This window comes from Brevundimonas sp. (assembly GCF_052436175.1).
Taxonomy (GTDB): Bacteria; Pseudomonadota; Alphaproteobacteria; order Caulobacterales; family Caulobacteraceae; genus Brevundimonas.
Map to the genome: position 1 here is coordinate 1 of NZ_JBQVNM010000049.1, position 21031 is coordinate 21031.

The following is a 21031-nucleotide window of genomic DNA, read 5'->3' on the forward strand; positions in this document are numbered from 1 at the left end:
GACCCACGCCGGACGCCCCCGCCTCTCCGCCTGCGAACGCCGCCCCCGACCAGCCCGGCTTCGACGGCTGGAAACAGGGCTTCCTGGCCCGGCACGGCGGCGCCCGCCGCGCCGCCTACGAACAGCAACTGGCCGGGCTCAGCCCCGACCCCGACGTGGTCCGCCTCGACGGCGCCCAGCCCGAGTTCAGCCGCCCGGCCGGCGCCTATGTCCAGAACGCCGTCAGCGCCGCGCGTGTGGCCGAGGCCCGCCGTCGCTCCGACGCCGTGCCCTGGGCCGTGACCCAGCGCTACGGCGTCCCCGCCGAGATCCTCGTCGCCGTCTGGGCCCAGGAGTCCAGCTTCGGCCAGGTTCAGGGGAACAAGGACGTCATCCGCTCCCTGGCCACCCTTGCCTACGACGGCCGCCGCCGCGACTGGGCCGAGGGACAGCTGAAGCATGCCCTCGACATCGTCATCGACGGCCGCCGCGACCGCGCGGGCCTGAAAGGCAGTTGGGCCGGGGCCATGGGCCAGACCCAATTCATGCCCGACAACTATCTGCGCCTCGGCGTCGATCAGAACGGCGACGGCAAGGTCGATATCTGGGGCTCGGACGTCGACGCCCTGGCCTCGGCCGCCAACCTCCTGGCCCAGGCCGGATGGAAGCGGGGTCAGCGCTGGGGCTATGAGGTCGTCCTGCCGACCGGCTTCGACTACTCCGAGGCCGAGGGCCCGCGCCATCCGTGGTCATACTGGGCGGGCAAGGGTGTCACGATCGCCCGTGGCGGCACCCCCACTGCGGCCGAGGCCGCTGAACAGGCCGTCCTCCTCCTGCCCCAAGGCGCGCGCGGCCCCGCCTTCCTGGCCCTGCCCAACCACTATGTCATCCGGCGCTACAACAACTCCGTCAGCTACGCCCTCGCCATCGGTCTGACGGCGGACGGGGTCGAGGGTCGCCCGGGACTGGTCGGAACCTGGCCGAACGACGCCCCCCTGTCGCGCGAGCAGCGCATCGGCGCCCAGGCCGCCCTGACCCGCATGGGCTATGACACCGGCGGCGTGGATGGCGTGGTCGGAACCAACACCCGCAACGCCCTGCGCCTGTGGCAGAAGGCCAACGGCAGGCTGGCCGACGGTTATCTGACCGCCGCCCTGGCAGATGAGCTGATGCGGCGGTGACGGCTCTCTCCCTCCCCTTTATGGGGAGGGACGGCCGGAGCGTAGCGAAGGCCAGGGTGGGGACGTTCGGCACGCCAGCGGCGTTCTAGCTTTCCCCACCCGGATCGCTTCGCGATCGTCCCTCCCCATGAAGGGGAGGGAGAAGGCTCTACCCCTTGACCCGCCAGGTCGCGCCGGTCGGGCCGTCCATGACCACCACGTTCAATTCGGTCAGCCGGTCGCGGATCCGATCCGCCTCGGCCCAATTCTTGGCCGCCCGCGCCTCGACCCGTTCGGCCAGCAGGGCCTCGACCTCGGCCTTCAGGGCCGGGTCGCCGCCTTCGAACCACTCCTCCGGCGCGGTCTGCAGCACGCCCAGCAGACCCGCCGCCTCCAGCAGCGTCCCCCGCGCCAGGGCCAGGTCGCGCAGGTCGCCCTCCGCATCGTTCAGCGCATCGCGCACGGCGTTCCCCAGGGCGAACAGACGCGCCACGGCCTCCGGGGTGTTCAGATCATCCTCGAGTGCGTCCAGCACCGGCGCCAGGTCCGCCTCGGCCAGTTCCAGTTCAGCCGCCCGCATCTCCGCGTCGCCGAACTCCGCATCCCCCAGCCCCTCCGCCTCATAGCCCGCCAGGGCCGCGTCCGCGTCGCGCAGGACCCCGTACAGCCGATCCAGGTTCTTGCGGCTCTGTTCCAGCAGGCTCTGGTTCCAGTCCAGCGGCTGGCGATAGTGGGCGCTCAACAGGGCCCAGCGCACCACCTCGCCCGGGAAATGCTGCACCAGATCATGCAGCAGCAGGACGTTGCCGACCGACTTGGACATCTTCTCGGCGTCGACGGTCAGGAAGCCGTTGTGCATCCAGTAGCGGCTGTATTCTTCGGGCGCCGCATCGGCATGCGCATGGCCGTGTGCGCAGACCCCCTGGGCGATCTCGTTCTCATGGTGAGGAAACACCAGATCGATGCCGCCGCCGTGAATGTCGATCGGCAGCCCCAGGGTCTCCTCGATCATGGCCGAGCATTCGATATGCCAGCCCGGCCGCCCCTCGCCCCAGGGCGAGGGCCAGGACGGCTCGCCCTCTTTCGACGGCTTCCACAGCACAAAGTCGTGGGCGTTCTTCTTATAGGGCGCGACCTCGACCCGCGCCCCGGCGATCATGTCGTCCAGGTTCCGGCCCGACAGCGCGCCATAAGCCGGGTAAGACGAAACATCGAACAGCACATGCCCCTCGGCCGCATAGGCGCAGCCGGCGTCCACGATCTTCTGAATCTGGCTGACGATGGCCTCGATGTGGTCGGTGACGTGCGGGGCGATGTCGGGCGGCGAGACGTTCAAGGCCTTCATGTCGGCCAGATAGGCGGCCTCGTAGCGATGGGTGATCTCGCTGATGACCACCCCCTCCTTCATCGCCTTCTGATTGATCTTGTCGTCCACGTCGGTGACGTTGCGGGCGTAGATCACGCTGTTGGCCCCGTAGCGACGCCGCAGCAGCCGGACCAGGACATCGAACACCACCGGAGGCCGCGCATTGCCGATATGGGCGAAGTCATAGACCGTCGGGCCGCAGACATAGAGGGTCACCCGGTCCGGATCGCGCGGCTCGAACGCGCGCTTGGTGCGATGCAGGGTGTCGTAGAGGTGCAGGGTCATCGGGTCGGCGCGGTTCGTTTCGGGTTGGTCGCTCGGGCAAACGGGTTCGCTTGCAGGACGTCGGGGAAGTCCCATATAGCCGCCCAAGCTGATAAAGCGTCGTTTCCGACGTGCAATTCCGATTTTAACGGCGAAAGCGCCCCTCCCCGATGACCGCCAGTCCGACCAAGCCCGTTCTCGTCGCCAACACCGCGCGTCCTTCGCGCGAACAGGCGCTGGAGGCCGTGCGCACCCTCATCGCCTGGGCCGGCGACGATCCGACGCGCGCGGGCCTGATCGACACGCCCAAGCGGGTCGTGGACGCCTATGGCGAATGGTTCGACGGCTACGACGCCGATCCGGCCGCCGAGCTGTCGCGCACCTTCGAGGACGTGACCGGCTATGACGACATGGTCCTGCTCAAGGACATCGAGGTCGAAAGCCACTGCGAACACCACCTGGCGCCCTTCCTCGGCAAGGCGACCGTCGCCTACATCCCGGGCGAGAAGGTCGTCGGCATCTCCAAGCTGGCCCGGGTGGTCGAGATCTTCGCCCGCCGGCTCCAGAATCAGGAAACCCTGACCAATGACGTGGTCGCGGCCATCGAATCGCACCTCGCCCCCCTGGGCGTCGCGGTCCTGATCGACGCCCAGCACCAGTGCATGACCACGCGCGGCGTGCACCATCGCCACGTCTCGACCACGACCACCCGCTTCACCGGCGCATTCAAGACCGATCCGGCCCTGATCGAGCGCTTCCTGAAGCTGGCCAAGGGCTGATCTCGGGAACGATCTTTCGCGCCCATTCCGGGGCCCGGGGCATGATCGTGCGTCGGTGATGTGAAAATCCCCGCGCGACGCCGAGAGTGCTTTACAAGGCGCGCCCATGACGCCAAGACGGTGCCGAACCTGACACGCAAGCTCGCACGACGCGGGCCCTCGACGGAGAGACGAAACACATGGGCGGTAAACTTTCGGGCCCCCCCGGCGCCTCGGGCGGCAAGACGATCGAGCAAAACTCGGAAATCAACGTCACCCCGTTCGTCGACATCATGCTGGTGCTGCTGATCATCTTCATGGTCTCGGCCCCGCTGGCCACCGTGTCGATCAACCTGGACCTGCCGCCGGCGACCCCGCCGCCGCCCTCGGCTGAAAAGCCCAAGGATCCGGTCTACATCACCATCCAGGACTCGGGCTCGATCTTCATCGCCGAGCGTCAGACGACCATCGAAACCCTGGCCGCCGACGTCTGCGGCGCCCTGCAGCCCAGCCCGAACTGCAAGGACGAGCGCGTCTTCGTCCGCGCCCAGCCGGACGTGACCTACAACCAGTTCATGGAGGTCATGAACGACCTGCAGAAGAACGGCTACTTCAAGGTCGGCCTGCTGAACGAAGACATCGAATAGGCCCCGCGCCGGTTCACAAGGACCAAAGGCCGCGCCCTCCGGGACGCGGCCTTTTTCTTGTCCGAATGCCGGTTGCAGATAGCGATGTTCCGCGCCGATCACGGCGGGTTCGCAACCTCGGCCCGGCCGGGTGTCGGGCCTCCAGCAGGAGACGTCAGACTATGGGCTCGAAACTCTCCACCCCCGGCGCCTCCAACGGCGCGACGGTTCAACAGAACTCCGACATCAACGTCACCCCGTTCGTCGACATCATGCTGGTGCTGCTGATCATCTTCATGGTCTCCGCGCCCCTGGCCACCGTCTCGATCAACCTGGACCTGCCGCCCCCGAGCCACCACACGATCGCCCCGCCCCGCGAACCCGTTTTCATCACCGTGCAGGAGAACGGCGCCGTCTTCATCGGCGACAGGCCCACGACGATGCAGACCCTGCCGGCCGACACCTGCGCCGCGCTCGGCGGCGGCGATTGCCGAAACGAGCGTCTCTTCGTCCGCGCCCAGCCCTCCGTCCGCTACGACCAGTTCATGGGCGTCATGAACACCCTCCAGGCCAACGGCTTCTTCAAAGTCGGCCTCATCAACGAGGACATCGAATAGGTCGATGACCCGTGACGACGTCGAGGCCCTGATCCTGTCCTTCCCGGCGGTCGAACGGTCGTCCTCCTACGGCGAGCCGTCGTTCAAGGTCGCCGGCAAGTTCTTCACCTGGATGCGGCCCCACCTCGACGACAGCGTCGTGGTCCATCTCGACAGTCTGGATGAGCGCGAACTCCTGATCGAGATGGACCCGGCCACCTTTCACTTCACCGACCACTATCGCGACTATCCCATCATCTTGGCCCGCGTGGCCGCCGTCGATCCCGCCTGGCTGACGGTCATGCTGGCGCGGCGCTGGCGAAGGGCGGCGCCGCCGAAGGTCTCACGCCTCCACCCCAACATTCCGGGTGAATCTCCCGCTTGACCTGACGCGGCGTCATCCGACCATAGTCCGTATCGAAAGAGAACGGACCTGCGCCCATGACTGACATCGCTGTCCACGACTTCATCCAGCCGGCGGCCGACGGCTATCCGCTCTCGATGCGCCTGCTCTCGCCGGCCAGACCCACCCACGCCGTCCTGGTCAGCTCCGGCACCGGCTTCCCCAAGGGCTTCTACGACCGCTTCGCCCGCTGGCTGGCCGGGCGGGGCGCCGTAGTCCTGACCTATGATTTCCGGGGCATCGCCGGATCGCGTCCCGAGGATCTGGCCGCCATGGTCATGGACTATCCGGACTGGGGGCGGCTGGACATGCCCGCCGCCCTCGACGCCCTGATCGCCGCGGCCCCAGGCCTGCCCGTCACCCACGTCGGCCATAGCGTCGGCGGCCACTTCCTCGGCTTCATGCCCAATCACGCCCGGATCGGGCGCCACGCCTTCGTCGCCGTGGGCTCCGGCTACTGGGGCCGCCACCACCGGTCCTACAATCCGCTGGAGCTGTTCTTCTGGCTCGGCTTTGGCCCGTTCAGCCTGCGGAGGCGCGGCTATATCAAGGGCGGCGGTCTCTGGGCCGGGACCGACCTGCCGCGCGGCGTCTTCACCACCTGGCGGCGCTGGTGCCTGAAGGAACCCTACTTCCTCGACGAACTCCCCGACCGTCTTCAGCCCCATCACTTCGATGACATAACCGCCCCGATCCGGTCCTAGATCTTCACCGACGACCCCATCGCCACCCCGGTTACGGGCCCGATCCTGCTTCAGGCCTACCCGAACGCGCCGGCCGAGGTCGTCGTGCGCCGCCCCTCTGACGTCCAGCAGAAACGCATCGGCCATGAGGGCGCCTTCCGCCGGGGCATGGAGCCTCTGTGGGAGGAAATCCACGACTGGCTGGTTGCGCCCTGACCGCGAGGACATAGGTAAGCCGATCCCCAGAGCCGGAGCCTGCCCCCATGACCGACCAGCCCGCGATCACCGTCGACGGCCATACCATTCCCCTGCTCGGCTTCGGCACCTGGCAGCTGGAGGGCGACGACGCCCGGCGCATGACGCGCGAGGCCCTGCGCATCGGCTACCGCCATATCGACACGGCCTGGATCTACAAGAACGAGAAGGCGGTCGGCGACGGCATCCGCGACGCCATCGAGGCCGGCCACGTCGCCCGCGACGACCTCTGGCTGACGACCAAGATCTGGGTCCAGCATTTCGACCGCGACGGCCTGCTGAAACAGGCGACGGAATCGGCCGCCAGCCTCGGCTTCACCCCCGACCTCCTGCTGCTCCACTGGCCCAAGCCGCAGCCGTCCTTCGCCGAGACCCTGGGCGCCCTCAACGAGGCCAGGGATCAGGGCCTGACCCGCACCATCGGCCTGTCCAACTTCCCCTCGACCCAGTTCCGCGAGGCGCAGGCGCTCTCAAAGGCCCGGCTGGTCACCAACCAGGTCGAATACCACCCCTACCTCAAGCTGACGAAACTGCTGGACACCGCCCGCGACCTCGGCTCCTCCATCACCGCCTGGTCGCCCCTGGCCCAGGGCAAGATCGCCGACGACCCGACCATCAACGAGATCGCCCGCGCCCACGGGAAGTCGGCCGGTCAGGTCGTCCTGCGCTGGCTGATCCAGCAGGAGGTTATCGCCATTCCGCGCACCACCAAGGTCAGCCGCGCCGAGGAAAGCTTCGACATCTTCGACTTCGCCCTGACCGGCGAGGACATGGACCGCATCCACGCCCTCGCCCGCCCCGACGGCCGCCTCGGCGACTGGCTGGACGACGCCTTCAAATGGGACGAAGAATGGGCGTGACGCGACGGCGGTGACCGGCGCGCATGTGGGAGAGGAAGGATGGGTTCGGTTCTCGGCTTCCCTGGCGTCGATCCTGAAGACGCCGCCGTCGGCCATCGGCTGAAGTCCTGGCGGGAGCGACGCGGCGTGTCGATCGAAGACCTGGCCACGGCCCTCGAGTTGTCGCCGGAACTGACCCGCCGCGCCGAGGCCGGCCGCGCCCATCTCGATTCCTGTCAGCTGAACGCCGCGACCATGCGGCTGTCCCTGCCGGTCTGGGCCCTGGTCTCCGACCGGCCCGCCTACTGATGCCCCTCTCAAGACGGCCCGCGACGGCGCGTCTCTGGCACCTAGTCTTCGCCGTCGTCGGCCTGTTCGCCCTGGGCCTTCAGTACGGCCTGATCCTGCAGACGCCGGATCGGACGCCGCTCGAACTGACACTGAACTTCTTCAGCTATTTCACCATCCTGACCAATGTCCTGATCGCCCTGGCCATGCTGGCGCCGGCGATCGCCCCCGACAGCGCCCCCGGCCGCTTCGCCCGCTCGCCGATGATCCGCTCGGGCGCGACCCTCTACGCCGTGGTGGTGGGGCTGGTGTATCACTTCCTCCTCCACGCCACATGGAACCCGCAGGGCTGGTCCTTCCTGGTGAACGTCCTACTGCATTACGTCATGCCGACCGCCATGCTGCTGGACTGGCTGATATTCACGCCCAAGGGCAGTCTTCGCTGGCCCTCGGCGGCCCGCTGGCTGGCCTTCCCCCTCGCCTACGGCCTCTGGACCCTGATCCACGGCTATGCCGCCGACTGGTGGCCCTACTGGTTCATCAACGCCGAGATGCTGGGCCTGTCGCGCGCCCTGATCAATTTCGGCGGCCTGCTGACCCTCTTCTTCGGCCTGGGCCTCCTGGTCGTTCTGATCGACGGCCTGTTCGGGCGAGGTGACAGAGCGACCTCCGCCGCCTAATCAGCGGCATGGCCTACAAATCCCTGCGCGACTTCATCGACCTCCTCGAAGCCGAGGGCGAACTCGTCCGCGTCAGTGAACCCGTCTCCACCCACCTTGAGATGACCGAAATCCAGACCCGGCTGCTACGCAACGGCGGCCCGGCGGTGATCTTCGAAAAGCCGGTCATGCCGGACGGCACGATCAGCCCCATCCCCTGCCTCGCCAACCTGTTCGGCACGGTGAAAAGAGTCGCGATGGGCGTCACCATGGAGAAGAAGACCCGCACCACCGCCGCCGAACTGCGTGAGGTCGGCGAGCTTCTGGCCTTCCTGCGCAACCCGACTCCGCCGCGGGGCTTGAGCGACGCCATGGAGATGCTGCCGCTGGCCCAGACGGTCATGTCGATGAGGCCCAAGGTGGTGAAGACCGCCCCGGTCCAGCAGGTGGTGCTCAAGGGCGACCAGATCGACCTGACCAGCCTGCCAATCCAGGGCTGCTGGCCCGGCGAACCGGCCCCCCTGATCACCTGGGGCCTCGTCGTCACCAAGGGACCGTCGGACGCGCGCGAGGACGACTTCAACCTCGGCATCTACCGGATGCAGGTCCTGGGCAAGGACAAGGCGATCATGCGCTGGCTGGCCCATCGCGGCGGCGCCCAGCACTACGCCCGGCACAAGAAGGCCGGCAAGCGCGAGCCCCTGCCCTGCGCCGTGGTTCTCGGCGCCGATCCGGGCACCATCCTGGCGGCCGTGACGCCGGTGCCCGACACCCTGTCGGAATACCAGTTCGCCGGCCTGCTGCGCGGGGCCAAGGCTGAACTGGTCCCCTGCAAAACCGTGCCCCTGATGGTTCCGGCCAACGCCGAAATCGTGCTGGAGGGCCACGTCCTGCTCGATGAGCACGCGCCCGAGGGCCCCTATGGCGACCACACCGGCTACTACAACTCCGTCGAGACCTTCCCGGTGTTCCAGGTGACGGCGATCACCATGCGCCGCGATCCCCTCTACCTGACCACCTTCACCGGCCGCCCGCCGGACGAGCCCAGCGTGCTGGGCGAGGCCCTGAACGAGGACTACATCCCCCTGCTGCGGCAGCAGTTCCCGGAGATCACCGACTTCTGGCTGCCGCCCGAGGGCTGCTCCTATCGCATCGCCGTGGTGTCGATGAAGAAGGCCTATCCGGGCCACGCCAAGCGGGTGATGCTGGGCGTCTGGAGCTATCTGCGCCAGTTCATGTACACCAAATGGGTCATCGTCGTGGACGACGACATCGACGCCCGCGACTGGAAACAGGTCATGTGGGCCATCTCGACCAAGATGGACCCCGCGCGCGACATCACCCTGATCGAGAACACCCCCATCGACTACCTCGACTTCGCCTCCCCCGAGAGCGGCCTCGGTTCCAAGATCGGCCTGGACGCCACCGACAAGTGGGAGCCCGAGACCAAACGCGAATGGGGCGAGGAGATCCGCATGGAGCCGGGCGTGATCGACCGCGTCTCCGACATGTGGGACCGCCTCGGCCTCCCGGGTGACGGCACGCCGATCTGGAAGTAGAGGGCGCCTGCCACCACGCCAGGTTTGTAAACAATCCTCACAATCTGGAGATGTGGACCTGACTTGCCCTGCAACCGCGCGCTAGCTCTGCCGTTGTTCAAACGGCGCCGCTGAAGGCGCCGGTTCAAAGGGGAGCCTTCCATGAAATCTCTGTCGCGTACCGCCGTACTGGCCCTGGCCCGGAGCCTGACGCTCGGCGTCGCCGCCTGCGGAAATCAGGGTGAAAACGGCAAGGCCCCGTCCGTCGCAGCCGCCTCGGGCTCCGAGGCCGTGCAGGAGAAGTTCAGCCACTACACTGACGGCTTCAACGCCCTGATCGACGAGAACTGGGGCGTCTCCAAACAGTTCGCCTCCTACCGCGAGCTTAACATCCCCGGCGCTTCGGCCGGCGGGTCGATCTATTTCCCCGAGAACATCAGCAATCTGGAGCGGGCCCTGGCCAAGCTCAAGGAAGGCCGCGCCCTCTCCGGCGGCGACAAGAGCGCCAGGGCCGACGCCGCCGTCGACAAGGTCCTCGCCCAGGGAGCCCTGCTGCTGACCCAGTGGCAGACGCTGGAGCCCTACTACGAGACCCGCGCCTATCGCGACGACGCCCTGGCCAAGGGCAAGGCGGCCCACCCGGCCCTGATGACGGCCTATGAAGGCACGATCGCCGCCATTGAGGAACTGGACGGCGCCCTGACCGAATATCTGCGGGCGCGCGACGCGGCGCGCGTCGAGGCCTATCGCAAGGGCGGCCACACCGACGCGGCCAACGTCATGCAGGCCATGCAGCTGGCTGACCACTTCAGCACCGCCGTCATCGACAAGAACGTCGCCGAGGCCGACCGCCTGATGCCCCAGCTCGAGGCCGCCCTGGTCGAACTGCGCAAGAGCGAGGCGGCTATGGCTTCGGGCGCCGAGAACAAGGTCGAGTTCGACCTGATCTCCGGCTACCTCGGCCGCATGGTCGGCGCCTGGCGCGACTACAAGCAGGATCAGGACGACAGCGACCGCGAAACCATCGTGGATCAATACAACGACGCCGTCGAACAGCTGAACGACATCGAGTTCCCGGCGCCCTGAGCCGTTGGCGCGTCCCCGGACAGGTTCCGGGGATGCGCCGTCGTTCGTGCGACCGGCAAACCACCCCGTCTGCGCGATCGGCAGGCGACAGATGACCGGCCGGGCCCTAGCTTGGCCTTCGATTCGTCCGGGAGGGGCCGTGAGCGCGTTCGAGTTCTTCTTCAGCTTCTATGGCCTTCTGCTCGGCCTGTCCGTGGCCGAGCTGGTGGCCGGATTCGCCCGCGTCCTGCATCGGCGACGCGCCGTGCGCTTCGGCTGGCTGACGCCGCTTTTGGCCGTCTTCGTCGCCGTCGATATCGCCACCTTCTGGAACCAGGCCTGGACCATCTTCCGGTTCGCCCCGTTCAGCATGGCCCTGCTGGTCGTGGGTCTGGTCGTGGCCGCCGTCTTCTACGTCGCCGCCAGCGTGACCTTCCCGGGCCGGGAAGCGACGGAAGAGGCCTCCACCGACCTCGACGATCAGTTCTGGGCCCACCGTCGCGCGGTCTTCTCCTGCGTCCTGATCGCCAACCTGATCATCGCCGCCGTCTTCTTCGCCAACGCGGGCCTCAGCGGCCAGATGACGAAGTCGATGCAATCGCCGATCTTCTGGATCGGCCTTGTCCTGTTCATGGGCGGAACCTCGATCGGCGCCTTCGCGCGGTCGCGCAGGCTGGTGATCGCGGCCCTGATCGTCCTGGTGGCCTATCACGGTTTCAACGTCAGCCGCTCGGCCAACAGCCTGATCCAGTCCGGCGGCTGGTCCTTCACTCCGCCCGCGAACGCCTCGGAGTAAGAGCTTGGACGCCTTCGACTTCTTCTTCAGCTTCTACGGCCTGGTGCTCGGCCTGTCGGTCACGGTCATCGCCACCGGCGCGGCCCGCGCCTTCAAGCACCGTCGGAAGGTCCGCATCGGATGGAAGACCCCCATGCTGGCGGCCTTCGTCGCTCTGGACATCGCCACCTTCTGGGACGCGGCCTGGACCAACTTCCGCCACCTGCCTTTCAGTTACGGCCTGCTTGTCGCCGGACTGGTGGTGGCGGTGGTCTATTTCATCGCCGCCAGCCTGATCTTTCCCGAGTGGGAAGACGAGGTCGCCGGCCTCGACGACCACTTCTGGGCCAACAAGCGAGCGGTCCTGCTGCTGCTCGTTCTCGCCAACATCCTGCTGATGATCGCGGCCTTCTGGGCCAATCTCGACCGGACGAACGGCATGGCCTTGATGCAGATCTACGCCGTGAACCTTGGTCTCTACCTCGCACTCATCCTGACCGCCGCCCTCACCCGGCGGGCCTGGCTGTTCGCCGTGACCGTGGGTCTGCACATCGCCATCTATCTGCTGATCGCCGCCCAGAGCGTCCAGACCGCGGCGGCGCGAGAGGCCCGGTTGAAGCCCCAGGCGCCGCCGGCCGCAGCAGCTCCGGCTCATCCCTGATCTTGCCAGCCCCGATCGAAAGGCGAAGAGAGACGTTCATGAACCGCCTGCTCCTGCTTTCCGCCTCGATGTTCCTTGTCGCGAGTTCCGCCATGGCTCAATCCACACCCCCGGCTTCCTCCGTTCCCAACGCCGCCGCCTGGGACCAGCCCTTCCTGCCGCCCGCCCCGGAATGGAACGGCGCGTCGAAATCCCTGCTGCGCGACGCCTCCGATCCCTGGGTCACGCCGTTCGAGGCTGATCCGGCGCATGACTTCAGCCCGACCTATGCCGACACCCGCGCCTGGTTCGACCGGCTGGACGCGGCGTCCGACCTGATCCGCATCGAACAGTTCGGCGTCTCGCCAGAAGGTCGCCCGATCTACGCCGTCATCGCCTCGAAGGACGGCGCGACCCTGGATCCCGCCAAGCCCCTCGTCCTCGCTCAGGCCGGCATCCACCCGGGCGAGATCGACGGCAAGGACGCGGGCATGATGCTGCTGCGCGACATAGCCTTCTACGGCAAGGACGGTCTGCTGGACCGCGTCAACCTGATCCTCATCCCGATCCTCAGCGTCGATGGCCACGAGCGCTCCGGCCCCTATTCCCGACCCAACCAGCGTGGCCCCCGCATTCAGGGCTGGCGCAACACGGCCACCAACCAGAACCTCAACCGCGACTTCCTCAAGCTGGACCAGCCCGAGATGCGGGCCCTGATGGGTCTGATCCACAAGTACGAGCCGGACCTCTACATCGACATCCACGTCACCGACGGGATGGACTACCAGTATGACGTCACCTTCGGCTTTAACGGCGAGGACGGCGCCTTCACCCGCTCTCCGGCCGTCTCGGCCTGGTTGAACGACCGCTACAAGCCCACCCTGAACGCCGCCCTGGAGGCCCAGGGCCATATCCCCGGCGAACTGGTCTTCGGCATCGACGATCGCGATCCGAAGAAGGGCCTCGGCGACGGCGGCCTGGGCGAGCGGTTCTCGAACGGCTGGGGCTCGGCCGCCCACATCCCCACCGTCCTGATCGAGAATCACAGCCTGAAGCCGCATGAGCAGCGGGTGCTGGGCACCTATGTCCTGCTCGAACACGCCCTGACCCTGCTGGCGACCGAGGGTCCGGCCGTACGCGCCGCCATCACCGCCGACCGCGCCCTGCGCCCGGCCGAACTGCCCGCCAACTTCACCTCGGACGAGACCCCGACCTCGACCCGGCCGTTCAAGGGCATCCTCTACGAGACCTACGACAGCCCCTCGTCCGGCCGCACCGAACTGCGCTGGCTCGGCAAGCCCGATCCCGAGCTGTGGCAGATGCCCTTCTACGGCTCCCACCCGACCCTGACGCTGAAGCGGCCCGAAGCCTATTGGGTGCCTTCCTACCGCACCGACATCATCGAGCGGCTGCGCCTCCACAACATCGCCATGGAGACGCTCGACGCCCCGCGCACCGTCCCGGTCGAGATGCTGCGTCTCGACGGCGCCCGCCCCGCGGCCCGTCCCAACGAGGGCCACGTCGGCTTCACCCTGACCGGGGTCACGCCCGAGCGTCGCGACTGGGTCTTCCCGGCCGGCTCGGTCCGCGTCCCGACGGACCAACCCATGGGCGACATCGCCATCCTGCTGCTGGAGCCCCAGTCGTCCGAGAGCTTCTTCGCCTGGGGCCTCTTCCCCGAGGTGCTCAGCCGCGTCGAATATATCGAGGGCTACGCCGTCGCCCCTATCGCCGACCGGATGCTGGCCGCCGATCCGGCGCTCAAGGCCGAGTTCGAGGCGAAGCTGGCGGCCGACCCGGCCTTCGCCGCCGACGGCGACGCCCGCCTGGGCTGGTTCTATGAGCGGACGCCCTTCTATGATCAGCGCTACCGCCTCTATCCCGTGGCGCGCGAGGTCAACTGATGCCCACTCCCGTCGACGCCACGGCCTTCCATCACGAGGCCATCAGCGCCGTCGCCCTCTGGGCCGGCCTCAGCCTGATCCTGCTGCTGGTCCTGACGGTGCGGGTGTCTCTGCACCGGCGCTCGCTGAAGGTCTCGCTCGGCGACGGCGGCCACGCGGTCCTCAACACCGCCAGCCGCACCTTTGGCAACGCCATCGAATACGTCCCGATCGGCCTGGTCGCCATCACCCTGGTCGCCCTGCTCGGCTGGTCGGCGGGCATCGTCCACGCCCTCGGCGCCGCCCTCTTCCTCGGCCGCGTGCTGCACGCGATCGGCATGCACAGCGCGAAACAGCCGGCTGTCGGCCGGATGCTCGGCATGGTTCTGACCTATCTGGTCTTCATCGCCTCGGCCGTCCTGCTGATCGTCGGCGTCTTCCTCTAGGCGGTCCCGCATTGCAGTTGCGAAGGGGGTCGGCCATATCGGGGCATGGCTTCCGACACCTCCTCCGCCGCCGAACTCCTGCATGATCTCGTCGCCGCCGCGCTGAAGGCGGGCGCCGACGCCGCCGAGGCGGTCTCCGCCGAGAGTCGCTCGGCCTCCATCGGCGTTCGCAACGGCGCCCTGGAGGATGTCGAGCGCGAAGAATCCCGCGACCTCGGCCTGCGCGTCTTCGTCGGCAAGCGCCAGGCGTCGGTCTCCGCCTCCGACCTGTCGCCCGCCACCCGCGCCCGACTGGTCGAGCGGGTCGTGGCCATGGCCCGGCTGGCGCCCGAAGATCCCTACGCCGGTCTGGCCCCGCGCGAGCTGCTGGCGACCGCCCCCCATACTGACCTCGATCTGTTCGACGCCTCCGAGCGCAGCGCCGCCGAACTGGAGGCCGCCGCCGCCGAGGCCGAGGCCGCCGCCCTCGCCGTCCCCGGCGTCGTCCGATCCGAAGGCGGCTCCGCCTCCACCTCCTCCAGCGAATGGCGACTGGTCACCTCTGACGGCTTCGACGGCGCCTATCGCGGTTCCGGCTTCTCCCTCAGCGTCGGCGTCATCGCCGAGAAGGACGGCGCCATGGAGCGTGGCGGCGAGGGCCGCACCACCCGCTGGCTGTCCGATCTGCCTGACCCCGCTTGGATCGGCGCCGAGGCCGGACGCCGCGCCGTCGAGCGCGTCGGTCCGCGCAAGATCGCCTCCACCACCGCCCCGGTCATCTTCGACAACCGTGTCGCCACCCAGATCCTGTCGCCCCTGCTCGGCGCCATCTCCGGCCCGTCCATCGCCCGGGGTTCGTCCTTCCTGAAGGACGATCTGGGCAAGGCCGTCCTGCCCTCGGGCCTGAATCTGATCGACGACCCCTTCCGCGCGCGCGGCCTGGGCTCCACCCCCTTCGATGACGAAGGCGGGGAGGTCGAGCGCCGCGCCCTGGTCGAGAACGGCGTCCTGACCACCTGGCTGCTCAACAGCGCCTCGGCCGCCCAGCTGGGCCTTCAGTCCACCGGCCACGCCTCACGCGGTCTGGCCGGCCCGCCGGGCGTCTCGACCCACAACCTGCATCTGGAGCCCGGCGACCTCGACGCCGAGGCCCTGCGCCGTCAGGCCGGGACCGGCCTTCTGGTCACCTCCATGTTCGGCCCCTCGCTGAACGGCAACACCGGCGACTGGTCGGCCGGGGTCTCCGGCTTCTGGTTCGAGAACGGCGAGATCGCCCACCCGGTCAGCGAGGTCACCGTCGCCGGCAATCTGAAGGCCCTGTGGATGCGGATGACGCCGGGGTCCGATCTGGAGTTCCGGGGCGGGTTCAACAGCCCCTCCCTGCTCATCGACGCCGTGGCGATCGCCGGCAAATGACCGACCGGGGTTCTGGAGCGAAATCTGAGCCCGGGCGCGAAGGCGCCCGGACCGATTTCGCTCTGGGCCCCGATCTCGATCTGATCCGGGCCGCGGCCATCGAGGCCGGCGCCCTGGCTCTCGCCGAGCGGGCCAAGGGCGTCTCCGTCCGCTCCAAGCCGGGCGGCTCGCCGGTCACCAGCGCCGACTACGCCGTCGACGCCATGCTGAAGGACGCGCTTCTGTCCGCCCGCCCCGACTACGGCTGGCTGTCGGAAGAGACCGAGGACACGCCCGACCGGCTGGCGCGCCGCCGCATCTTCATCGTCGACCCCGTCGACGGCACCGTCGCCTTCATGAAGGACCGGCCCTGGTGGTGCGTCCCCATCGCCGTGGTCGAGGACGGCCGGGTCGTCGCCGCCGTCGTCCACGCCCCCATGCTGGGCGAGACCTACACCGCCACCCTCGGCGGCGGCGCGACCCTGAACGGCCAGTCCATCCGGGCCTCGGCCGCCGAAACGCTGGAAAACGCCGGCGTCCTGGCCAGCGCCCAGATGTTCCGGGACCTCTACTGGCCCGAGCCCTGGCCGCCGATGCGCTTCGAGAACCGCAACGCCCTCGCCTACCGCATGTCGCTGGTGGCGGCGGGCCAGTATGACGCCGCCGTCGCCTTTACCCCACGCTGGGACTGGGATGTGGCCGCCGGCGCACTGATCGCCGCCGAGGCCGGGGCCGTCGTCACCGATCACCACGGCGGCGAATGGCGCTTTAACCGCCCGGATCCGCGTCAGCCGGGTATGGTCTGCGCCGCTGCGGCGCTGCATCCGTTGATCATCGCGCGTACTCGGCATATTGCGCTGGCCGAACAGGACTGAGGTCGGGGCGAGCGGACGCCCGTCTTTCGCCCGGATGTCGGTCCATATCCTTCGCGCCTCCCCGCACCTGAAACGAGCCCCATGTCCGATCCCCACGCCACCGACACGCCCCAGCTGCTTCACCTCGTCATCGGCGGCGAGCTGCGCCACCTGGACGCCCCGGTCTTTCGCGACCTGACCAAGGTCGAGTTCGTCGGCGCCTTCGGCAGCTACGCGGAGGCCAAGGCCGCCTGGAAGGCCCGCGCCCAGGCCACCGTCGACAACGCCCACATGCGCTTCTTCATCCTGCACGCGCACAAGATGATCGACCCGCGCGGCGACGCCGCCCACTGAGGCCATCGCGGAACCCGCCACGGCTCCGCTCGTTAGGGAAGGCCATATGACCGCCGTCCTGTTCGTCCTGTCCCTGCTGGTCTTCGCCGCCGGGCTCGTCGCCTGGGCGGTGCACATGCGTGGCGTCTGGGCGAGCGAAGCCAACTGGGTCGCACGGCGCCGATCTTTAGCCGATACGCCTTCACCTGTGATCGACCCACCCGCCGCCTCAACCGACGACGCCGTTCCCAAGGAAGCCCGCCCATGACCCTGTTCGGCACGACCCTCGACGGCGCCGCCATCGCCAGCCTCTGCGGCCTCCTGGCCACCCTCTTCCTGTGGGTCTTCGCCCTGCGCGGCGAACGCAGCCGCATCCGCTGGTTCCGGGACTGGGAGGCCCAGCGCAAGGCCCGGCGCGATGCGGAGATCGAAGCCGAGCAGGCCAGCCGCCCGAAAACCGGCCCCTGGGGCTGAGGCCCCGACCAAGGCCCCGCGAGGCCGAACAGCGTCAGAACCCCCTCGCCACGAACCGCCTCGACACGGCCATGATCGCCGTGACACCCTCCCGGAAACGATCCCGGGAGACGACGCCATGACCCTTCGCCGCCTGCTGACCTCCAGCGCCTTGATGAGCGTGATGGGGGCGACCCTTCTGGCCGGCGCCGCCATGGCCCAGACGGTTCAGGACGGCTCCGGCGGGCCCGACAAGGTCTCGGTCACCATCTACAACCAGAACATCGCCCTGGTGGAGGACACCCGCGCCCTCAACGTCCCGGCGGGCCGGTCGCGGCATGAGTTCCCCGGCGTCTCCGCCAGCATCCGGCCTGAGACCGTCGGCCTGTCCGGGCGCGGCCTGTCCGTGGTCGAGCAGAACTTCGACTATGACCTCCTGACCCCCGACAAGCTGATGCAGTCGGCCGTCGGCGACGAGATTGGCATCGTCCGCACCAATCCCGGCTCGGGCGCCCAGGAGACCCAGCGCGCCCGCGTCCTCGCCGCCAATCAGGGCGTGGTCCTGGCCGTCGACGGCCATGTCGAGGTGCTGCGCGACGACGGCGTCCCGACCCGGGTCATCTTCGACGAGGTGCCGACCAACCTGCGCCCGCGCCCGACCCTCAGCGTGACGCTCGACGCCGAGGGCGCCGGCCGCCGCGATGTCTCCCTCAGCTATCTGACGACCGGCCTGCAGTGGAAGGCCGACTATGTCGCCCGCTATGACGAAAAAGCCGGTAAGCTGGACCTGACCGGCTGGATCACCCTGACCAACCAGTCGGGCGTCACCTTCACCAACGCCGATACCCGGGTGGTGGCGGGCGATGTCGCCCTGATCAACGCCGATCCCTACAACCGAGGCTATCAGCCCCCGCCCCGCGTTCCCACGCGCGGAAACGGGACCGAGGCCGGCGGCGCCCAGGGTCTGGCCGACGTCTACATCTATCCCCTGCCCGAACCGGTCACCGTCGCCAACAACCAGACCAAACAGGTCGGCCTTCTGGCCGCGACCGGCGTCCCGGCCTCCAAACGCTACCTCTATCAGGCCCAGAGCTTCGACAGCGCCGAGGAGCCCGCCGCCGCCAGCGTCGCCGTCATCTTCTCCAACAGCGCGGCCTCCGGCGTCGGAACCCAGCTGCCCGCCGGCGTCGCCCGCGTCTACGTCAACGACGCCTCGGGCGAGCCCCGCTTCATCGGCGAGGATCAGGTGCCCCACACCCCGACCGGGTCCGACATCGTGGTCACCACCGGCCAGGCCTTCGACGTCACCGTCCAGCCCCGCGTCGTCGCCACCCGCTCGGCGCCCAAGGCCAGCTACTACCGCTGGAGGACGGAGTTCCAGATGGAATACACGGTCCGCAACGCCCGGCCCGAGCCCGTCGTCGTCGAGGTCCGCCAGCGTGGCCTCGGCCGCCGAACCGAACTCAGCGCCCAGTCCATCGAGGGCGAACTGAAGGACGCCCAGACCATCGTCTGGCGCGTGCCGGTCCCGGCCAACGGCGAGACCAAACTGACCGCCACCGTCACAACCGGCGGTTGATCGCCGTGCGCGGTTTCACAGCGATCCTGCTGGCGGCCGCATTCGCCACGCCTGCGCTCGCCCAGGTTGAGACCCTGTCGCCCGCGCCGGACAGCACGGCCGTCGTCATCTATCGCGACCAGCCCGTGGATACCGCCGCCCTGATGGCGCGGGCCAACCAGCCTTGGAATTCGGGCCTCGACCGCGAGGGTCTGGCCCTGATCGTCGAGCGGCGCGTCATCGACCTGCCGGCCGGCGACGCCGTCATCCGCTTTCGCGGCGTGGCGACGGGGATCGTGCCCCAGACCGCAACGCTGGACGGCCTTCCCGCCGACGTGCTGGAGCGCAACACCGACTTCGACCTTCTCAGCCCCGGCTCCCTGCTGAACCGTTCGGTGGGAGATGTCGTCCGCGTCGTCCGCACCAACCCGGCCACCGGCGAACGCGTCATCCGCCCCGCCGTCGTCCGCTCCGGCTCGACCGGCACGGTGCTGGAGGTCGACGGCAAACTGGAGGCGCTGGGCTGCTCCGGCCTGACCGAACGCATCATCTTCGACCGCTTGCCCGAGGGGTTAAGCGACCAGCCGGTCCTGTCGGTCCGCACCCGAGCACCCACGGCCGGTCGCTACACCGTCACCCTCGCCTATCTGGCGACGGGGCTGCAGTGGTCGGCCGACTATGTGGCCCGTCTCAGCCCGGACGGACGCAGTCTCGACCTGACAGGCTGGATCACCCTGGCCAACTTCAGCGGCACGGGCTTTTCCCGCTCGCCGGTCCAGGTCGTGGCCGGAACCCTGAACCGCGACGCCGACACCCGCCCGGTCGATCCGGTCGAGGTGATGCGCGAGACCCGCTGCTGGCCCCAAGACACCACCACCAGCGGCCCCTTCGGCCCCACCTTCCGCGAGGACCGCGTCGAATACGCCGCCCCGCCCATGATGATCGGCGGCGCCATGGTCGAAGACATCGTCGTCACCGGCAGCCGGGTGCGCCGCGAGAAACTGGCCGCACAGGGCGAACTCGGCGACTACAAGATCTACACCCTGCCCGAACTGACGGACGTCAACGCCCGCCAGACCAAGCAGGTCCGCTTCCTCGAACAGTCCGGCGTCCGCTTCACCCGCCTGTATCGGCACGAGATCGACGCGCGAAACGAGGAAGAGCCCGTCGCCCCCGCCCTTTTGCTCCGCCTGAAGAACGACAAACGCGACGGCCTGGGCGTCCCCCTCCCCGGCGGCGGCGTCAGTCTGATCGAGCGTCAGGCCGGCCACGGCCTTCTCACCGGTCAGGCCCGGTTCAACGATCGCGGGATCGGCCTGCCGGTGGAGCTGGAATTCGGCCGGGCCATGGATCTGACCGTCGAACACAGCCTCGAGGGCGAGCGCACGGTCGGCAACAAGGAACGCGTCACCGTCTCCGCCACAGTCTCCAACGACAAGCCCGAGGCCGTCGAGATCGAACTCGCCCCCGCCGAGGCCGGGCGACGCGGCTTCCGCATCGTCTCCTCCGACGTCCGCGCCGTCATCACCGACGCGGGCGTCCCGGCCTGGCGTCTGCGCGTCCCCGCCGGCCAGAGCCGCACCCTGCGCTACACCCTCGAATGGGACGACTAACCTCCGGAGCGCGGACCTAAAGGTCCGCCCTTCGGCGTCGGAAAGTGCGGACTTGGAGGTCCGCGCTCCCGCTATACCCCTACTCCCGCCGCAGCAGCCTGTCGGTCAGGACCGTGCCCCACCATCCGGCCTTGAACTCGGCCCGGATCGCCTTGGGGTCATAGTCGGGGCTATCGACCCATTCGAGCAGGCTCAGCCCCGTCGGCTCGATCTCGTTGACGTATTTCTCGACGAAGTGGTCCAGCACCCCGGTCATCCCCTCGCGGTGATGCAGATACTTCTTGGACAACTGCTCCATCGCCACGGACATCGGTTCGCCCAGATGGAAATGGCGATAAAAGACCGCCATTAGGCCCGCCCGGTCCGCCCCGGACTTGCAGTGGATCAGCACCGGATAGTCAATGGTCTCGAACAGCCGCTTCGCCCGGTGCACCCGCGCCGCGTCCGGCGCATCGCGCGAATCCAGCGGCGCGTCGATCAGGGTCAGGCCCAGCCGCTCGCACGCGTCTTTCTCCAGCGCATAATAGGCCTCGTCCCGCGCCCCGCGCAGGTTGATGACCGTCTTGATCCCCCGCGACTTCCAGTATTCCAACTGACGCGGCGACGGCTGGTTGGTCCGGACC

General features: G+C 68.4%; 24 protein-coding genes. 22 read left to right on the top strand and 2 right to left on the bottom strand.

The features are described from left to right. A partial coding sequence (locus ACT6QK_RS11095) for a lytic murein transglycosylase (RefSeq protein WP_444597886.1) occupies positions 1-1160 on the top strand: 1160 nt, incomplete at its 5' end. A 148-nt stretch (positions 1161-1308) separates the two neighbouring features. Here ACT6QK_RS11095 and cysS read toward each other — a convergent pair. Beyond that, positions 1309-2790 (bottom strand): cysteine--tRNA ligase, encoded by a 1482-nt coding sequence (cysS, locus tag ACT6QK_RS11100; protein ID WP_444597887.1) that lies wholly within the window; start codon positions 2788-2790, stop codon positions 1309-1311. Positions 2791-2939: 149 nt separating this feature from the next. On the opposite strand from cysS, the gene folE reads away from it, so the two are divergent. From folE to ACT6QK_RS11205, 21 genes are all read left to right on the top strand, one after another. Then, positions 2940-3548 carry a GTP cyclohydrolase I FolE gene (gene folE, locus ACT6QK_RS11105; protein WP_444597888.1) on the top strand — a complete coding sequence of 203 codons (609 nt, stop codon included), beginning with the start codon at positions 2940-2942 and terminating at the stop codon, positions 3546-3548. A gap of 179 nt (positions 3549-3727) precedes the next feature. Next, positions 3728-4174, top strand: coding sequence for a biopolymer transporter ExbD (locus ACT6QK_RS11110; RefSeq protein ID WP_444597889.1), 447 nt, complete (start codon positions 3728-3730; stop codon positions 4172-4174). 161 nt (positions 4175-4335) lie between these two features. Next, on the top strand, positions 4336-4770 hold the full coding sequence (locus tag ACT6QK_RS11115) for a biopolymer transporter ExbD (RefSeq protein WP_444597890.1): 435 nt from the start codon (positions 4336-4338) through the stop codon (positions 4768-4770). A 4-nt stretch (positions 4771-4774) separates the two neighbouring features. Continuing rightward, positions 4775-5134 (top strand): MmcQ/YjbR family DNA-binding protein, encoded by a 360-nt coding sequence (locus ACT6QK_RS11120; protein WP_444597891.1) that lies wholly within the window; start codon positions 4775-4777, stop codon positions 5132-5134. A gap of 56 nt (positions 5135-5190) precedes the next feature. Then, positions 5191-5856 (top strand): alpha/beta hydrolase family protein, encoded by a 666-nt coding sequence (locus tag ACT6QK_RS11125; RefSeq protein WP_444597892.1) that lies wholly within the window; start codon positions 5191-5193, stop codon positions 5854-5856. Positions 5857-6098: 242 nt separating this feature from the next. Continuing rightward, complete coding sequence (locus tag ACT6QK_RS11130) at positions 6099-6950, top strand: aldo/keto reductase (RefSeq protein ID WP_444597893.1); 852 nt, start codon at positions 6099-6101, stop codon at positions 6948-6950. A 39-nt stretch (positions 6951-6989) separates the two neighbouring features. Then, positions 6990-7238, top strand: coding sequence for a helix-turn-helix domain-containing protein (locus ACT6QK_RS11135; RefSeq protein WP_444597894.1), 249 nt, complete (start codon positions 6990-6992; stop codon positions 7236-7238). Next, complete coding sequence (locus tag ACT6QK_RS11140; RefSeq protein ID WP_444597895.1) at positions 7238-7897, top strand: Pr6Pr family membrane protein; 660 nt, start codon at positions 7238-7240, stop codon at positions 7895-7897. The genes ACT6QK_RS11135 and ACT6QK_RS11140 overlap by 1 nt, the downstream gene beginning before the upstream one ends. Positions 7898-7905: 8 nt before the next feature. Continuing rightward, positions 7906-9435 carry a UbiD family decarboxylase gene (locus ACT6QK_RS11145; protein ID WP_444597896.1) on the top strand — a complete coding sequence of 510 codons (1530 nt, stop codon included), beginning with the start codon at positions 7906-7908 and terminating at the stop codon, positions 9433-9435. A gap of 141 nt (positions 9436-9576) precedes the next feature. Beyond that, entirely contained in the window at positions 9577-10500 is a 924-nt protein-coding gene (locus ACT6QK_RS11150; RefSeq protein WP_444597897.1) for a DUF3829 domain-containing protein, read from the top strand. Between the two features lie 139 nt (positions 10501-10639). Continuing rightward, positions 10640-11275 (top strand): hypothetical protein, encoded by a 636-nt coding sequence (locus ACT6QK_RS11155; RefSeq protein ID WP_444597898.1) that lies wholly within the window; start codon positions 10640-10642, stop codon positions 11273-11275. A 4-nt stretch (positions 11276-11279) separates the two neighbouring features. Further along, positions 11280-11915 carry a hypothetical protein gene (locus tag ACT6QK_RS11160; protein WP_444597899.1) on the top strand — a complete coding sequence of 212 codons (636 nt, stop codon included), beginning with the start codon at positions 11280-11282 and terminating at the stop codon, positions 11913-11915. A gap of 38 nt (positions 11916-11953) precedes the next feature. Then, positions 11954-13798 (top strand): M14 family metallopeptidase, encoded by a 1845-nt coding sequence (locus tag ACT6QK_RS11165; RefSeq protein WP_444597900.1) that lies wholly within the window; start codon positions 11954-11956, stop codon positions 13796-13798. Continuing rightward, positions 13798-14223, top strand: coding sequence for an MAPEG family protein (locus ACT6QK_RS11170; RefSeq protein WP_444597901.1), 426 nt, complete (start codon positions 13798-13800; stop codon positions 14221-14223). Before ACT6QK_RS11165 ends, ACT6QK_RS11170 begins: the two co-directional genes overlap by 1 nt. Positions 14224-14268: 45 nt before the next feature. Continuing rightward, positions 14269-15618, top strand: a complete 1350-nt coding sequence (locus ACT6QK_RS11175; RefSeq protein WP_444597902.1) for a TldD/PmbA family protein — start codon at positions 14269-14271, stop codon at positions 15616-15618. Continuing rightward, the gene (locus ACT6QK_RS11180; protein ID WP_444597903.1) at positions 15615-16472 is read left to right on the top strand and encodes a 3'(2'),5'-bisphosphate nucleotidase CysQ; all 858 of its coding nucleotides are present in this window, start codon (positions 15615-15617) and stop codon (positions 16470-16472) included. Before ACT6QK_RS11175 ends, ACT6QK_RS11180 begins: the two co-directional genes overlap by 4 nt. 81 nt (positions 16473-16553) lie before the next feature. Continuing rightward, positions 16554-16805: a DUF4170 domain-containing protein gene (locus ACT6QK_RS11185; protein ID WP_444597904.1), complete on the top strand. Its 252-nt coding sequence runs from the start codon at positions 16554-16556 to the stop codon at positions 16803-16805. A 46-nt stretch (positions 16806-16851) separates the two neighbouring features. Beyond that, entirely contained in the window at positions 16852-17052 is a 201-nt protein-coding gene (locus ACT6QK_RS11190) for a hypothetical protein (protein ID WP_444597905.1), read from the top strand. Next, positions 17049-17258, top strand: a complete 210-nt coding sequence (locus ACT6QK_RS11195) for a hypothetical protein (RefSeq protein ID WP_444597906.1) — start codon at positions 17049-17051, stop codon at positions 17256-17258. The genes ACT6QK_RS11190 and ACT6QK_RS11195 overlap by 4 nt, the downstream gene beginning before the upstream one ends. A 118-nt stretch (positions 17259-17376) precedes the next feature. Continuing rightward, positions 17377-18816 carry a DUF4139 domain-containing protein gene (locus tag ACT6QK_RS11200; RefSeq protein ID WP_444597907.1) on the top strand — a complete coding sequence of 480 codons (1440 nt, stop codon included), beginning with the start codon at positions 17377-17379 and terminating at the stop codon, positions 18814-18816. Between the two features lie 5 nt (positions 18817-18821). Beyond that, positions 18822-20408, top strand: a complete 1587-nt coding sequence (locus tag ACT6QK_RS11205; RefSeq protein ID WP_444597908.1) for a DUF4139 domain-containing protein — start codon at positions 18822-18824, stop codon at positions 20406-20408. A gap of 79 nt (positions 20409-20487) precedes the next feature. Here ACT6QK_RS11205 and ACT6QK_RS11210 read toward each other — a convergent pair. Continuing rightward, positions 20488-21031: fused DSP-PTPase phosphatase/NAD kinase-like protein (locus ACT6QK_RS11210; protein WP_444597909.1), on the bottom strand; the 544-nt coding region annotated here is incomplete at its 5' end.

What these genes read in the sequence shown, in the direction of transcription:
- cysS (WP_444597887.1), bottom strand. Translation starts at nt 2,790, where the DNA reads ATGACCCTGCACCTCTACGACACCCTGCATCGCACCAAGCGCGCGTTC.
- folE (WP_444597888.1), top strand. Translation starts at nt 2,940, where the DNA reads ATGACCGCCAGTCCGACCAAGCCCGTTCTCGTCGCCAACACCGCGCGT.
- ACT6QK_RS11110 (WP_444597889.1), top strand. Translation starts at nt 3,728, where the DNA reads ATGGGCGGTAAACTTTCGGGCCCCCCCGGCGCCTCGGGCGGCAAGACG.
- ACT6QK_RS11115 (WP_444597890.1), top strand. Translation starts at nt 4,336, where the DNA reads ATGGGCTCGAAACTCTCCACCCCCGGCGCCTCCAACGGCGCGACGGTT.
- ACT6QK_RS11120 (WP_444597891.1), top strand. Translation starts at nt 4,775, where the DNA reads ATGACCCGTGACGACGTCGAGGCCCTGATCCTGTCCTTCCCGGCGGTC.
- ACT6QK_RS11125 (WP_444597892.1), top strand. Translation starts at nt 5,191, where the DNA reads ATGACTGACATCGCTGTCCACGACTTCATCCAGCCGGCGGCCGACGGC.
- ACT6QK_RS11130 (WP_444597893.1), top strand. Translation starts at nt 6,099, where the DNA reads ATGACCGACCAGCCCGCGATCACCGTCGACGGCCATACCATTCCCCTG.
- ACT6QK_RS11135 (WP_444597894.1), top strand. Translation starts at nt 6,990, where the DNA reads ATGGGTTCGGTTCTCGGCTTCCCTGGCGTCGATCCTGAAGACGCCGCC.
- ACT6QK_RS11140 (WP_444597895.1), top strand. Translation starts at nt 7,238, where the DNA reads ATGCCCCTCTCAAGACGGCCCGCGACGGCGCGTCTCTGGCACCTAGTC.
- ACT6QK_RS11145 (WP_444597896.1), top strand. Translation starts at nt 7,906, where the DNA reads ATGGCCTACAAATCCCTGCGCGACTTCATCGACCTCCTCGAAGCCGAG.
- ACT6QK_RS11150 (WP_444597897.1), top strand. Translation starts at nt 9,577, where the DNA reads ATGAAATCTCTGTCGCGTACCGCCGTACTGGCCCTGGCCCGGAGCCTG.
- ACT6QK_RS11165 (WP_444597900.1), top strand. Translation starts at nt 11,954, where the DNA reads ATGAACCGCCTGCTCCTGCTTTCCGCCTCGATGTTCCTTGTCGCGAGT.
- ACT6QK_RS11170 (WP_444597901.1), top strand. Translation starts at nt 13,798, where the DNA reads ATGCCCACTCCCGTCGACGCCACGGCCTTCCATCACGAGGCCATCAGC.
- ACT6QK_RS11175 (WP_444597902.1), top strand. Translation starts at nt 14,269, where the DNA reads ATGGCTTCCGACACCTCCTCCGCCGCCGAACTCCTGCATGATCTCGTC.
- ACT6QK_RS11180 (WP_444597903.1), top strand. Translation starts at nt 15,615, where the DNA reads ATGACCGACCGGGGTTCTGGAGCGAAATCTGAGCCCGGGCGCGAAGGC.
- ACT6QK_RS11185 (WP_444597904.1), top strand. Translation starts at nt 16,554, where the DNA reads ATGTCCGATCCCCACGCCACCGACACGCCCCAGCTGCTTCACCTCGTC.
- ACT6QK_RS11190 (WP_444597905.1), top strand. Translation starts at nt 16,852, where the DNA reads ATGACCGCCGTCCTGTTCGTCCTGTCCCTGCTGGTCTTCGCCGCCGGG.
- ACT6QK_RS11195 (WP_444597906.1), top strand. Translation starts at nt 17,049, where the DNA reads ATGACCCTGTTCGGCACGACCCTCGACGGCGCCGCCATCGCCAGCCTC.
- ACT6QK_RS11200 (WP_444597907.1), top strand. Translation starts at nt 17,377, where the DNA reads ATGACCCTTCGCCGCCTGCTGACCTCCAGCGCCTTGATGAGCGTGATG.